Consider the following 13,346-nt stretch of genomic DNA (forward strand, 5'->3'; position numbering starts at 1 on the left):
GACTGGTCGTAGCGCATGTTCTGGTTGACCGAGAGGATCTTGCCGGACTTTGATGCTTCGTCGCGCAGCTTCACGGCTTCATCGACCGACAGCGCCAGTGGCTCCTGCGCCAGGATCGCCTTGATGTGAGGCTGCTTCAGCGCTTGGCGGATCAGCGCCGGCTGCTGGTCGGGTGGAAAGGCAAGGTCGACGATCTCGACCTCGGAATCCTCGATCAGCTGTTCCGGTGTGTCGTGGATGGTCGGAATGCTCCAGCGTGCAGCTACCTTCTCGGCGCTGGCCTTGGTGCGCGAAGCGATGGAGACGACTGGGAAACCGGCCTGCGCATAGGCGGCAAGATGGCATTCGGCCATGATCATGCCGGCGCCGATGCAGCCGATCCGGTATTCGCTGGTGCGAACCCTTACATCCGGCTCGAAACCCTGGCCTGCCATCCATTCCTCCCTGGAGGACGGATATAACGCCATGGCCCGTCGATCAGCCAAGGTCCGCTCCATCAATTCCCATCAGAACCATGCCGGGGTGACGGTGCGAACTAGTTTGCGGCAATCAGCACAGTGCTTTCCGGCGACCAGCTGAGCATTACATCCTGGCCCTCGGCCAGCCGGTCATTGCCGGTATTCTGGACGATGACCTTCAGCGTCTGGCCGGCGCGCTCGACGAAATAGGTGCTGTTGTTGCCGGCGAAGATGCGCTTGGAGATCTGGCCCTTCAGAGCGTTGGCATTGGCCGCATCCGCAACCCCGGCATCGGTCGCGATGCGAATGCGTTCGGGACGCACGGCGCAGCTGGCCTTCGTACCGGCGGCAAGCCGATCACCCACCCCGGCGGCGATCGCCGTGCCGTCAGGCAGCCGGATGCCGTTGCCGGTCGCATCGCCGCGAAAAATGTTTGCGTCGCCAAGGAAGGTGGCGGCGAACTCGCTCTTCGGCCGGTTGTAGATCTCCTCCGGTGGCCCTTCCTGCACGAGCTTGCCGTCGCGCAAGATGCCGATGCGGTCGCTCATCGTCAGCGCCTCTTCCTGGTCGTGGGTGACGAAGATGGTGGTGATGCCGACCTCGCGCTGGATGCGTTTCAGCTCGATCTGCATGTCAACGCGCAGCGCCTTGTCGAGCGCGCCGAGCGGCTCGTCGAGCAGCAGCACGCGCGGCTTGGTGACGATGGCGCGCGCCAGCGCCACACGCTGGCGTTGGCCGCCGGAGAGCTGGTGCGGCCGGCGCTCGCCGAGCTTCCCGAGTTGGACGAGATCGAGCGCGCGCTGCACTTCGGTGGCGATCGTCGCTTTCGTTTCGCCGCGCACCGACAGGCCGAAGGCGACATTGTCGGCAACGCTCATATTGGGAAACAGCGCATAGTTCTGGAACACCATGCCGATGCGCCGCTTTTCGACCGGCACGCGTTCCACACTCTCGCCGCCAATGGCAATGCGGCCAGTATCGGGAAAGTCGAAGCCGGCGATCTGGCGAAGCAGCGTGGTCTTGCCGCTGCCCGATGGGCCGAGCAACGCATAAAAGCCGCCATCGGCGAAATCGATGGAGACGTCGTCCAGCGCCTTGTGCGCGCCAAAACTGCGCGAGACGTTCGATACCTGCACGTCGGCCATTATTTCTCTCCGCCGAATTTGAAGAAGCGCGCCGTGAGCAGCATCAGCGCCATCGACACGACGATGATGATGGTCGAGACCGCGTTGATCTCGGGCGTGAACCCCTTGCGGATCGCGGCGTAGATTTCGACCGGCAGCGTCGTCTGCCCCGGGGTCGCCAGGAAGTAGGAGACGACGAACTGGTCGAACGACACGGCAAATGCGAACAAGCCGCCGGCAATGACGCCGGGCATGATCCACGGCAGCGTCACACGCCTCGTCACTTGCCACTGGTTGGCGCCGAGCGAGCGCGCCGCCTCTTCCAGCTCCGGTGCAAAAGTCTGCAGCCGGGCCGAGACGACGACGATGACATAGGGCAGCGCCAGCGCCACATGGCCGAGCAGGATGGCGAACAGGCCGCGGCCAATGCCGACGCCGAAGAAGAAGATCAGCATCGCCGTGCCGGTGATCAGCCACGGAATGGCGATTGGCGGAAACAGCAGCGCCTGCAGCACTTTCTTGCCGCGGAAATCATAGCGGAACAGCGCTAGCGAAGCGGCCGAGCCAAGCACCACTGAGATGAGCGTGGTGATGACCGCGATCTCGAGGCTGTTCCAGGTGGCCGCGATCAGCTGGTCGTTCTGCCAGAGCGAGGCATACCATTCCGTCGTCCATTCGAACGGCAATTGGTAGAAGGGCGAGACGTTGAACGACATCAGCGCCATGATGATGATCGGCAGATAGAGGAAGGCGAGCAGCAGTCCGATGTAGAAGCGGCCTAGTCCTTCGAGGATGCGGGTCGTCATCATCAAGCAGCCCTCCGCAGCACCGGCGAGGCAACCGCCAGGATCACCAGCACCACCGCCAGCAGGATGAAGGAAAGCGCCGCCCCCAGCGGCCAGTTGAAGACGGCGACGAACTGGTCCTCGATCACCGTCCCGTAGAACGTGCCGGTGCGGCCGCCGAGAATGCGCGGCTCCATGAACGAGCCGACGACCGGCACGAAGATCAGTGCCGCACCTGCCACCAGGCCAGGCATCGACAGCGGGATGATCACCCGCTTCAGCACCTGCAGCCGCGAGGCGCCGAGCGAACGTCCGGCCTCGATCAGCGAGTCGTCGATGGCCTGCAAAGTGAGATAACAGGTCAGCACCATATAGGGCACGTAGGAGTGCACCAGGCCGATGATGATTGCGGGATAGGAATACATCAGGTTGATGTTGATCTTGAACGGCAGCACGGCGTTGAGCGCCGTGTCGAGGATGCCGCCCTCGCGCAGCACCATCGCCCAGGAGAAGATGCGCACCAGCCCGTTCGACCAGAACGGCAGGATGACCAGCAGGAAGATCGCCTCGCGGCTGCGCCCCTTCAGCACCTTGGCCAGCACATAGGCGGCGGGGTAGCCGATGACGACGCACCACAAAGTCACTTCGAGGCCGAGCCGCAGCGAAGCGAGCAGCAGCGTCAGGTACAGGCTCTGCGAGAAGAAGGCGGCGTAATTGCCAAGGGTGAACGCCCACGGCTTTCCCGACAGCGGCAGGTCGGTCATGAAGGAGAAGAATACCATGGCCGAGAGCGGCAGGAAGATCGCCACCGTCAGCCAGAGATAGGCCGGCGCCAGCAGCGGCAGGGCCGATCTCAGCCCGCTGCGCGACGCGACCGCACCCTGTACTGCCATGATACCCTCCTCCCCAGGATTGAAGGGCCAGCCGGCGCCAACCGCCGGCTGGTCCGGACGTGAGCGTTACTTCACGTCGACTTTGAGCTGCTGCCACAGCGCCAGATAGGCCTCGCGCTGCGCGTCGGTGATCGGCGCCTGGAACTGGATGCGCTTGGCCACCTCGGGATCGCCCATCACCTTGCGGTTGAAGGAGTCTTCAGGCAGCGCTTCCACCGCCTTGGTGTTGGCCGACACCGGCGCGCCGACCTTGGTGACCCATTCGACATAGAATTTCGGATCGATCATCCAGTTGATGAAGGCCTGCGCACCCTCGACATTCTTCGAGCCCACGGGAATAGAGAACGCGTCGAGCCAGGCGACGGCGCCTTCCTGCGGAACGACCAGCGAGACCGGCAGCTTGAAATGCGTCTTGGCACGGTCGGCCGAGCCGCTCCAATAGGTGCCGATGTCGATCTGGTTGGAGGCGACCATCTGGTTCCAGTCGTTCTCCGAGCTCCAGAACGTCTTGATCTGCGGCATCAGCGAGGTCAGCTTGGTCTTGACCGCGTCCATATCCTTGATGTCGTTGATGTTCTGGCCGGTGGCGATGGCGCCGAACTGCACCGCTTCGACAGCGTCGTCGCGAATGACGACCCGGCCCTTATGCGCTGGGTCCCACATTTCGGCGATCGAGGTCGGTGGCTTGTCGAAGGACTTTTCGTTGATAGCCAGCGCCGTCAGGCCCCACACCCACGGCACGCCATAGACCTTGCCGTCATGGTCGAGCATCGGCGATTGCGCCTTGTCCTTGCTGATGTCGGCATAGTTCGGCAGCTTGGAGGTATCGATCGGCTGGATCAGCTTTTCCGCCATCGCCTGATCGTTGAAGGCGGCGTTGATCATGACCACGTCATAGAGGCCCGGATTGGTGCGGATCTTGGTCAGCATTTCCTGTTCGGAATTGAAGAAGTCGTTGACGACCTTGTTGCCGGTCGCCTTTTCGAAGGCTTCGATCGCCCACGGCTCGTCGGCGCCGTAGCCCTTCCAGTTGAGCACATGCACTTCGGCGGCACTGGCGGCCAGCGTGAGCGCGGAGGTGATGACGGCGGTCGCCGTCAGCAGGGCAGTCAGTCTTGGCATGCGCATGTTCGTTCCTCTCTTGTTTGCCCGCTTGGCGGGTCAGGCTGTCTGATGGGCCTTCTGGTTCTGGCCCGGCTCGCCCGTGGCGGCCTGGCTCAGGAAAGTCTGGATCTCGCTGTCGGTCGGCGCCGATGAGCCGCCATGGCGGGTGACGGAAAGTGCTGCCGCCGCATTGGCATAGCGCGCCGCCTCGAAGGGATGCACGCCGCGCGCGAGTGCACTGACGAAACCGCCGATATGGGTGTCGCCGGCGCCATTGGTGTCGATGGCATCGACCTTGAAGCCGGCAATGGTCTGCGTCTCGCCATTGACCAACCGCACGAAGCAGCCCTTGGCGCCGGCGCGGATAACGACGCCTTCGGCCTTTGGGCAGTGGTCGGCGAGCAGCCGGGCGGCGAGTGCCTCGACATCGCCTTGCCCAGCGATCTCGACCGCTTCCGTCATGTTGCAGCTCAGCCATGTCGTACGGGCAAGCACCCGCGACAGGATGGGACGCGGGATATCCGCGATGACCGGCGTTGGATCGAAAACGAAGGGAATGTTTTCTGGCAGCGCCTCGATCCAGTCGGTCAGCGCGTTGCGGCTTCCGAGATAGCTCAGCGTGTAGCCCGACGTGAACACCCAATCATCAGACGCGACCACCACGGGCCTCATCATCTCGAGGCTGAGAATGCTCTCCGCACCGGGCCACGACACGAAGGTGCGCTCGGCATCCCCGGAGATCATGGCGACGCAATTGCCGCTGTCCATGACAGGCGATGGCGACGTCAGCGTTATGATGCCTTCGGCCGCAAACGCGGCGCGCAAAAAATCGCCATTCGGTCCGCTGCCGAGCTGGCCGCCGAACACCACCGTCATGCCGGTGCGGCTGGCCGCGACCATCATGTTGAAGCCGCCGCCGGCGACCTGCGCAAAGCTCGACGCGGTCTTCTCGCAGCCCGGCGCCGGCAAGGCGTCGATGCGGTAGACATAGTCGACGACGGCGCTGCCGATATGGACCAGACGCCCACTCATGCCGCGGCATCCTTGCTGGCCTTTGCCGTGCGCGCCGCGACGAGGTCTTCGGCAAGCGAGCGCACCTCCCCCATATCTATGCCGACGAGCCCGGCAATGTGTTGTTGCGGCAGTTGCGAAAAGCCGACGCAGGCGCCGGCCATGCCTGAGGCAATCGCGCCGATCGTGTCGGTGTCGCCGCCGAGATTGGCGCTGATGATTGCCGCTTGCCAGGGATCGCCCTGCGCGACTTCAAGCACGGCGAAAGCTGCCGGCACGGACTCCTGGCTGGCCACACCGGTGCCGACGAGATCGGTGATGAGCCCGATCGCATCCCGCATGGTCTTGCCGCGCACGAGCTCCTGCGCCCAGGCGATACGCGCGGCGATATCGCCACCAGTCACCCAATGTCCGAGCCGGGCGCCTCGCCGCGCGGCTGCTACCGCGCTGTCGGAAGCGGCACGCCAGTCGCCACCGGCGACGCCGTGGCTGGCGGCGGCGGCAACTGCTGCGGCCGAAGCGATGGCGATCGAGGTGTTGTGCGTGGCACGGCAAGTTTCGGCCACCTTGGCGACGAAAGCGTCGAGCGGTTCCAGCGGCATCATGATGCCGACCGGCGCGATGCGCATGGCCGCGCCATTGGTGTCGCCCCGGCTTCCCGCCTCTTCCGCCGGCACGCCGTCATTGATGGCGTCGATGGCGCGCTTGGTCGATGGTCCCAGCAGGTCATAGCTGCCGCGCGCCTTGACCTCGCGCTCCCAGTCGAGCAGTGCGTTCACCCAGCGCGCATGATCGAAGCGGTCGCCGGACTGGACCAGAATGCGACCAAGCAGCAGCGCCTGTTCGGTATCGTCGGTGATGGTGCCGGCAACGAGCCCCTTCGACACCGGGTGATCGGCAAACGGCGCCACGAAATCCTCGACATGGCCGTATAGCTCGGCGATCCGCGCCGGCGACAGAAGCTGCGTCGGCATGCCCAGCGCATCACCGAGCGCCCCACCGACAAGCGCGCCCATGGCGCGATCGAGCGTGTCGTTGGTTCTGTCCGGCATCGCTCAAAACCTCATATGCAGCGCGAAATGCGCCGGGTTGAGCAGGCTGGTTACATATTCGATCGGCCGGTCGTCGGCCGCACGCGTCAGCCGGCGTCCGCGCAGGAACGGCGTGCCTTGCGGGCAGCCGAGAATGGCGGCGTCTTCGGCATTCAGCATCTCGATGCCGACCCATTCCTCGCCATGGTCTGGGATGAGGCCGGCGCCGCGCAGCGTCTGGTGCAGCGAGCCTTCGCGCAGACCGCGCAGCGGCACGTCCTCCAGTTCGGGCGACAGCGGCAGGCGGCTGCGTTCGATGGAGATCGCATGGCCGTCGCTGGCATTGGTGCGCACCCGGTCGACGGCGATGAAGAACGGGCTTTCGATGCCAAGCAGCGCGGCAAGATCGGCATCCTCGATCACTTCAAGCCGCAGCGTCCGCGTCTCGGCATTGGCGCCGGCATTGGCCAGCGCCCGCGACCAGCCGATGGCGTCGTCGACCGGCTTGCCGTCGAAGGTCACGAAAGAGCCGATGCCGACCTTGGTCGTTATCAGCCCACGGCTGGACAGCTCCTCAAGGCCCTTGCGGATCGTGTTGCGGCTGACGGAGAAGCGTTGGACGAGTTCGTTCTCGCTTTGCAGGCGGTCGCCGAAGCCAAGCACGCCGGAGCGGATCTCATGTTCGAGAACGGTGGCGATCTGCTCGGGCTTGCCCGTGCCGGGAGACAGTTGAACCACGCGCCGCCTCATATGGGTACCTGTTCAATAAACCTGTATAGTCCTGTTCAATATTGGAGTTGAAGGGCGACGTCAACGATATATTTGGATTCACGCATATGCGTTGTGCTCAGGTGCCCCAGGGCATCGTTTGTTCGCATGGCGACGCTAACCGCCTAGGGCGCTCCCGTCTCCGAGACAGAGCGGGGGCAGCGCTTCCCTCAGACGATTAGCCTTGCGCTCACACCAAGAAAAATTCCTCAATCCGTTGCTTGGCCGTCCGCAGCGCTGGCAGGATATCCCGCTCCATCGCCTCGACGGAGAACCGCGCCGACTGCGTCGAGACGTTGATCGCCGCCACGATCTTGCCGGCGCGGTCATAGATCGGCACCGCTATCGAACGCAGCCCAAGTTCCAGCTCTTCATCGACGACGGCAAAGCCATCCGCCCTCGCCGCGTCGATGGCCTTGGCCAGCGCGGCGCGGCTGGTGATCGTCTTCGGCGTGCGCCGTTCGATCCTCGCCTCTGCAAGCAAGGCCTTCAGCTCATCCGCGCCCAGCCCCGCAAGCAGGACGCGCCCCATCGAGGTGCAATGCGCCGGCAGCCTGGTGCCGACATCGAGCGAAACGCTGAGGATGCGGCGGCCAGGAATGCGCGCGACATAGACGACTTCCTCGCCCGACAGCACCGCCGCGTTACAGGCCTCGTCGAATTGGCCCGCGACGTCGCGCATGATGGATGCCGCGAATGTCCACAGTGAGGCGCCGCCGAGCCAAGAGCGCACGATGGCGAGCAGGCGCGGCGACAGCGAAAACTGCCGGCCGGATTGCGTGGCATAGCCGGTGGCGGTCAGCGTCAGCAGGAAGCGACGCGCGCCGGCGCGGGTCAGCCCCGCCTCCTCCGCCATTTCGGTCAGCGTCATCCCGGCCGGATGCCGGGCCAGTATCTCCATGACTGCAAGGCCGCGCTCCAGCGAGCCGACATGGTCGCGCGTCTTTGCCTCGTCCTCCATGCGGCCTCCGCAAGACAATGCGCCGCCTTGACTCGTCTCGGCGGCGCGATGTAAAAATATCTCATACAAAACAAATGTTCGCAATACGAACTTTTTGAACTTCGGAGTTCTTGGCGATGGTCAATTTCCTGCCGCTCAAACAGGCCGTGGCCGAGAATCTGCATGATGGCGATACGGTCGCCTTCGAAGGCTTCACGCATCTGATCCCGACGGCGGCGGCGCATGAGGCCATCCGCCAGGGCTTTCGCGACCTGACGCTCATCCGCATGACCCCCGACCTGATCTACGACCAGATGATCGGCATGGGCATGGCCAAGAAGATCATCTTCTCCTATGTCGGCAATCCCGGCGTCGGCCTGCTGCGACGCGCCCGCGATGCCATCGAGAACGGCTTTCCCCGGGCGATCGAGATCGAGGAGCACAGCCATGCCGGCATGGCCAACGCCTATGAGGCGGGCGCGGCCGGCCTGCCCTGCGCGGTGTTCCGCGGCTATCGCGGCGCCGGGCTGGCAACAGTCAATCCGAACATCAAGTCAGTCACCTGCCCCTTCACCGGCGAAGTGCTGGCCGCTGTTCCCTCAATCCGCCCCGACGTGACCTTCATCCACGCCCAGAAGGCCGACAAAAAGGGCAATGTGCTGGTCGAAGGCATTATCGGCATCCAGAAGGAGGCGGTGCTCGCGGCCAAGCGCGCCGTGGTGACGGTAGAGGAAGTCGTCGACAATTTCGACGACCTGCATCCCAACCTCACCGTGCTGCCGCGCTGGACCATCGCTGCGATCTCGGTGGTATCAGGCGGTTCGCATCCGTCGTACACGCACGGCTATTATGCGCGCGACAATGCCGCCTATCTCGAATGGGACGACATCGCCGCTGACCGTGAAAAATTCCAGGCCTGGATGCAGGCCAATGTCATCGATCGCACGGCGGACGATTTCGCCGGCCGCGTAAAGCATCTGAGGAGCGCGGGATGAGCGGCTTTACTCCCAATGAGATGATGACGGTTGCCGCCAGCCGAGCCCTGAAAAACGACGATGTCTGCTTCGTCGGCATCGGTGCGCCGTCGGCCGCCTGCAATGTCGCGCGGCTGACGCATGCGCCCGACATCACGCTGATCTATGAAAGCGGCACCATCGGCACCGCGCCCGATGTTTTGCCGCTGTCGATCGGTGACGGCGAACTTTGCGACACCGCCGTCACGACCGTCTCGGTGCCGGAGATGTTTCGTTACTGGCTGCAGGGCGGCCGCATTTCGATCGGTTTCCTCGGTGCCGCCCAGCTCGACAAGTTCGGCAACATCAACACCACTATCATCGGCGACTATGCGCGTCCCAAGACCCGCCTGCCCGGCGGCGGCGGCGCGCCGGAGATCGCCACCTCGTCGAAGGAGATCTACATCACCATGGCGCAGTCCAAGCGCGGCATGGTCGAGAAGATCGACTTCTTCACCTCCTTCGGCCATGGCGACGGCGGCGATCATCGCCAGCGCCTCGGCATCGACACATCAGGGCCGACGCTGCTGATCACCGACCTTGCCATCTGGAAGCCCGATCCGGTGAGCAAGGAATTCACCGTGGTGTCGCTGCATCCCGGCGTGACGCGGCTTGAGGTGCAGGACAGCTGCGGCTGGATCGTAAAGTTCGCCGACGCGCTTGACGAAACGCCGGCGCCGACGGAACTCGAGCTGACGACATTGCGTGACCTGCAGGCCCGCACCAAGGCGGCGCATGAGGGAAGCGGAAAAGAAAAGGCCGCATGACATGACCGAGGCATTCATCTGCGATTACATCCGCACCCCGATCGGCCGTTTCGGCGGCTCGCTGTCGTCGGTGCGGGCCGACGATCTTGGCGCCATCCCGCTGAAGGCGCTGGTCGAGCGCAATGCCGGCATCGACTGGCAGGCTGTCGACGACGTCGTCTATGGCTGCGCCAATCAGGCCGGCGAGGACAACCGCAATGTAGCCCGCATGTCGCTGCTCTTGGCCGGGTTGCCCAAGGAAGTTTCGGGCGCGACCGTCAATCGCCTGTGCGGCTCCGGCATGGACGCGCTCACCATCGCCGCCCGCGCCATCAAGGCTGGTGAGGCCGAGCTGATGATCGCCGGCGGCGTCGAATCGATGAGTCGCGCCCCCTTCGTCATGCCCAAGGCCGAGACCGCCTTTTCACGCCATGCCGAGATCCATGACACCACCATTGGCTGGCGCTTCATCAACCCGCTGATGAAGAAACAATATGGCGTCGATTCCATGCCGGAGACCGGCGAGAACGTCGCCGAGGATTATTCAGTGTCGCGCGCCGACCAGGATGCGTTTGCCGTGCGCAGCCAGGACAAGGCTGTCGCGGCACAGGCCAATGGCCGGCTGGCGAAGGAGATCACCCCGGTGACGGTCCCGCAGAAAAAGGGCGATGCGACTATCGTATCGAAGGATGAGCATCCCCGCGCCGGCACCACGGTCGAGTCGCTGGCCAAATTGCCGACGCCGTTCCGCCAGGGCGGCACGGTCACCGCCGGCAACGCATCGGGCGTCAACGATGGCGCGGCGGCGCTGATCATCGCCTCCGAAGCGGCTGTGAAAAAACACGGCCTGACGCCGATCGCCCGCATCCTCGGCGGCGCTGCCGCCGGCGTGGCGCCGCGCATCATGGGCATCGGCCCTGCTCCGGCGACACAAAAGCTCTGCGCTCGCCTCGGCCTGACACCGCACCAATTCGATGTCATCGAGCTCAACGAAGCCTTCGCCTCCCAAGGCATCGCCGTGCTCCGCCAACAAGGCATAGCCGAGGATGCGGAGCACGTCAACCCCAATGGCGGCGCCATCGCGCTTGGTCATCCCTTGGGCATGTCGGGCGCGCGCATTGCAGGCACGGCTGCGCTGGAGCTTCGCGAGCGCGGCGCCCGCTATGCGCTCGCCACCATGTGCATCGGCGTCGGCCAGGGCATCGCGGTGGCGCTCGAACGGGTTTGAGATCGCACTGCCCTTAATACGGCAAACCGACATAGTTCTCCGCCAGCGAGGTCGACGCTGCCTGCGAATGCACGAGATAGTCGAGCTCGGCTTCCTGGATGCGCTGGCCGAACTCGCCCGTATCGGGAAAGCGGTGCAGCATCGTCGTCATCCACCAGGAGAAGCGCACCGCCTTCCACACTCTGGCCAGCGCCTTGGCTGAATAGGCCCCGAGCCCCCTTGGTGATTTGTCCAGATAGAATTCGCGAAGCCCGGCAAAGAGATAGCGCACGTCGCTGGCGGCGAGGTTGAGCCCCTTGGCGCCCGTCGGCGGCACGATATGGGCGGCGTCGCCGACCAGGAACAGCCGGCCGAAGCGCATCGGCTCGGCGACGAAGGAGCGCAGCGGCGCGATCGATTTTTCGAAGGACGGGCCGGTAACGACGGCGGCTGCGGTCTGTTCCGGCAGGCGACTGCGCAACTCGTCCCAGAAGCGATCGTCGCCCCAGGCCTCGACCTGTTCGTCAGCCGGGACCTGCACATAGTAGCGGCTGCGATGCGTCGAGCGCATCGAGCATAGCGCAAAGCCCCGCTCATGGTTGGCGTAGACCAGTTCGTGATCGGCCGGCGGCACTTCGGCCAGCACGCCGAGCCAGCCGAAGGGATAGGTCCGCTCGAAGGTTTTCAGCGCCCGCTCGGGCACCGATTTGCGGCTGACGCCGTGATAGCCGTCGCAGCCGGCGATGAAGTCGCAGTCGATGCGATGGCCGACGCCGTCCTTGTCGTAGGTGACGTAGGGCGCTTCGCCATCGAAACCATGCAGCGCGACGTTGGCCGCCTCATAGACGGTGGTCAACCCGGCCGCCTCGCGCTTGTCCATCAGATCGTGCGTCACTTCGGTCTGACCATAGACGGTGACATGCTTGCCGCCGGTCAGTGCCGTGAGGTCGAGCCGGTGCAGGCCGCCGCCGAACGCAAGCGAGATGCCGGCATGCAGCAGGCCCTCGGCATGCAGCCTTACAGCTGCGCCCGCCTCTTCGAGCAACTCGACGGTGCCTTGTTCGAGCACCCCTGCCCGCACCCGGCCAAGCACATGCTGCCGGCTCGAACGTTCGAGGATCACCGTCTCGACGCCAATGGTGCCGAGAAGCTGGCCGAGCAGCAGCCCGGACGGTCCGGAGCCGACAATGACAATCTGGGTGCGCATCAGTGCCCCAGGCTTTCGATCTGTCCGGCGAGTTCCGCGGCAAGCCGCAAGGCGGCCGCGGTCGCAACCGCTATTTGCGGCAAGAGCAGCCATTCCAGCGTCCAGGCCGCGCCCGAGCGCTCCTGCTCATGCACCAGCGCCTGGTGCATGCCGGAAAGCTGCGTGGCGTTGAAGCGGGCCAGCGCCACCAGCGCTTCGGCCTTGACCGGATTCTGCTTGTGCGGCATGGCCGATGAGCCGCCACCGCCGGATAGTTTGATCTCGGTGCCGCTCTGCGCCATCAGGGCGACGTCCTGGCCGAACTTGCCGAGGCTGCCGGTGATGAGCGACAGCAAACCGGCGAACTCGGCCAGCGCATCGCGCTGGTTGTGCCATTGCGGCGCGTCGCCAAGGCCGAGCTTTGCGGCAAGGGCCGCGCGCACGGCAGGTCCTTTGTCGCCCAGCTTCTCCAGCGTGCCGGCGGCGCCGCCAAACTGCACCACGATCAGACGCTTGGATTGCTCCGACAGTCTCTGCTGATGCCGTTGCAGCGGCGTGCGCCACACCGCCACGCGGTCCGATGCCTGGATTGGGATCGCCGGCTGCATGCGCGTCATCGCTGTCAATGCACGGCTGCCAAAACGTTCTTCCAGCCCCACCAGCCGCAGAATGTTTTCAGTCAGCAGCAGGTCGAGATGTTCAATGAGCCGGCGCAGCCGAAGCACCAGGCCAGTGTCGATGACGTCCTGGCTGGTTGCGCCGAAATGCACGCCGGCGTCGTGCGGCGCCCCGACCGCTGCCTTCAACTGGCGCACCAGTTCGGGCACGATCACGCCATCCTTCGCCACACCGGCCCGCAGCCGCGCGGTGTCCGGCTTGTATGACAACAGGACAGGTACAATCGCCGCGGCGGCATCCGTGCCGATAATCCCGCTTTCGGCTTCCGCTTGCGCCAGCGCGCGCTCGAAATCGAGCATGGCGGCGATTTCCGCATCCACCGAAAAATGCCGAGCCGCCTCCTCGTCGCCGAGCAGGCCGGAGAGCAGCGGATGGTCGAAGGGCGATACGGTCATATCTCTG

The 13,346-nt window shown here is 64.6% G+C and carries 14 protein-coding genes; 3 read left to right on the plus strand and 11 right to left on the minus strand.

The genetic code is table 11. The features are described from left to right. From NKJ76_RS24185 to NKJ76_RS24225, 9 genes are all read right to left on the minus strand, one after another. On the minus strand, window positions 1–434 hold a 434-nt coding region (locus NKJ76_RS24185; RefSeq protein WP_352538525.1), incomplete at its 3' end, for a Gfo/Idh/MocA family protein. A 101-nt stretch (window positions 435–535) separates the two neighbouring features. After that, window positions 536–1,603: an ABC transporter ATP-binding protein gene (locus tag NKJ76_RS24190; protein WP_352538526.1), complete on the minus strand. Its 1,068-nt coding sequence runs from the start codon at window positions 1,601–1,603 to the stop codon at window positions 536–538. Then, entirely contained in the window at window positions 1,603–2,391 is a 789-nt protein-coding gene (locus NKJ76_RS24195; protein ID WP_023696229.1) for an ABC transporter permease, read from the minus strand. Before NKJ76_RS24195 ends, NKJ76_RS24190 begins: the two co-directional genes overlap by 1 nt. Further along, window positions 2,391–3,260, minus strand: coding sequence for an ABC transporter permease (locus NKJ76_RS24200; RefSeq protein WP_352538527.1), 870 nt, complete (start codon window positions 3,258–3,260; stop codon window positions 2,391–2,393). Before NKJ76_RS24200 ends, NKJ76_RS24195 begins: the two co-directional genes overlap by 1 nt. A gap of 66 nt (window positions 3,261–3,326) precedes the next feature. Then, complete coding sequence (locus NKJ76_RS24205) at window positions 3,327–4,388, minus strand: ABC transporter substrate-binding protein (RefSeq protein ID WP_023733149.1); 1,062 nt, start codon at window positions 4,386–4,388, stop codon at window positions 3,327–3,329. 33 nt (window positions 4,389–4,421) lie between these two features. Then, window positions 4,422–5,396 (minus strand): PfkB family carbohydrate kinase, encoded by a 975-nt coding sequence (locus NKJ76_RS24210; RefSeq protein WP_352538528.1) that lies wholly within the window; start codon window positions 5,394–5,396, stop codon window positions 4,422–4,424. Beyond that, window positions 5,393–6,427 (minus strand): ADP-ribosylglycohydrolase family protein, encoded by a 1,035-nt coding sequence (locus NKJ76_RS24215; RefSeq protein WP_023696232.1) that lies wholly within the window; start codon window positions 6,425–6,427, stop codon window positions 5,393–5,395. The genes NKJ76_RS24210 and NKJ76_RS24215 overlap by 4 nt, the downstream gene beginning before the upstream one ends. A gap of 3 nt (window positions 6,428–6,430) precedes the next feature. Beyond that, entirely contained in the window at window positions 6,431–7,156 is a 726-nt protein-coding gene (locus NKJ76_RS24220; protein ID WP_023752095.1) for a GntR family transcriptional regulator, read from the minus strand. Between the two features lie 208 nt (window positions 7,157–7,364). Continuing rightward, window positions 7,365–8,135, minus strand: a complete 771-nt coding sequence (locus NKJ76_RS24225; RefSeq protein WP_023752096.1) for an IclR family transcriptional regulator domain-containing protein — start codon at window positions 8,133–8,135, stop codon at window positions 7,365–7,367. Between the two features lie 116 nt (window positions 8,136–8,251). On the opposite strand from NKJ76_RS24225, the gene NKJ76_RS24230 reads away from it, so the two are divergent. From NKJ76_RS24230 to pcaF, 3 genes are read left to right on the plus strand one after another with little or no spacing between them, the layout of a single operon-like run. Further along, entirely contained in the window at window positions 8,252–9,109 is an 858-nt protein-coding gene (locus tag NKJ76_RS24230; protein WP_352538529.1) for a CoA transferase subunit A, read from the plus strand. Further along, a complete protein-coding gene (locus tag NKJ76_RS24235) occupies window positions 9,106–9,894 on the plus strand; it encodes a CoA-transferase subunit beta (protein ID WP_352538530.1) in 789 nt (262 codons plus the stop codon). The genes NKJ76_RS24230 and NKJ76_RS24235 overlap by 4 nt, the downstream gene beginning before the upstream one ends. Before the next feature lies 1 nt (window position 9,895). Further along, window positions 9,896–11,101, plus strand: coding sequence for a 3-oxoadipyl-CoA thiolase (gene pcaF, locus NKJ76_RS24240; protein WP_352538531.1), 1,206 nt, complete (start codon window positions 9,896–9,898; stop codon window positions 11,099–11,101). 13 nt (window positions 11,102–11,114) lie between these two features. Here pcaF and pobA read toward each other — a convergent pair whose 3' ends face one another. Both pobA and NKJ76_RS24250 read right to left on the minus strand, forming a co-directional pair. Beyond that, window positions 11,115–12,287 (minus strand): 4-hydroxybenzoate 3-monooxygenase, encoded by a 1,173-nt coding sequence (gene pobA / locus NKJ76_RS24245; RefSeq protein ID WP_352538532.1) that lies wholly within the window; start codon window positions 12,285–12,287, stop codon window positions 11,115–11,117. Then, complete coding sequence (locus NKJ76_RS24250) at window positions 12,287–13,339, minus strand: 3-carboxy-cis,cis-muconate cycloisomerase (protein WP_352538533.1); 1,053 nt, start codon at window positions 13,337–13,339, stop codon at window positions 12,287–12,289. The genes pobA and NKJ76_RS24250 overlap by 1 nt, the downstream gene beginning before the upstream one ends. Window positions 13,340–13,346 lie beyond the last annotated feature (7 nt).

Origin of the sequence: Mesorhizobium sp. M0029, assembly GCF_040323735.1 — a bacterium.
Taxonomy (GTDB): Bacteria; Pseudomonadota; Alphaproteobacteria; order Rhizobiales; family Rhizobiaceae; genus Mesorhizobium.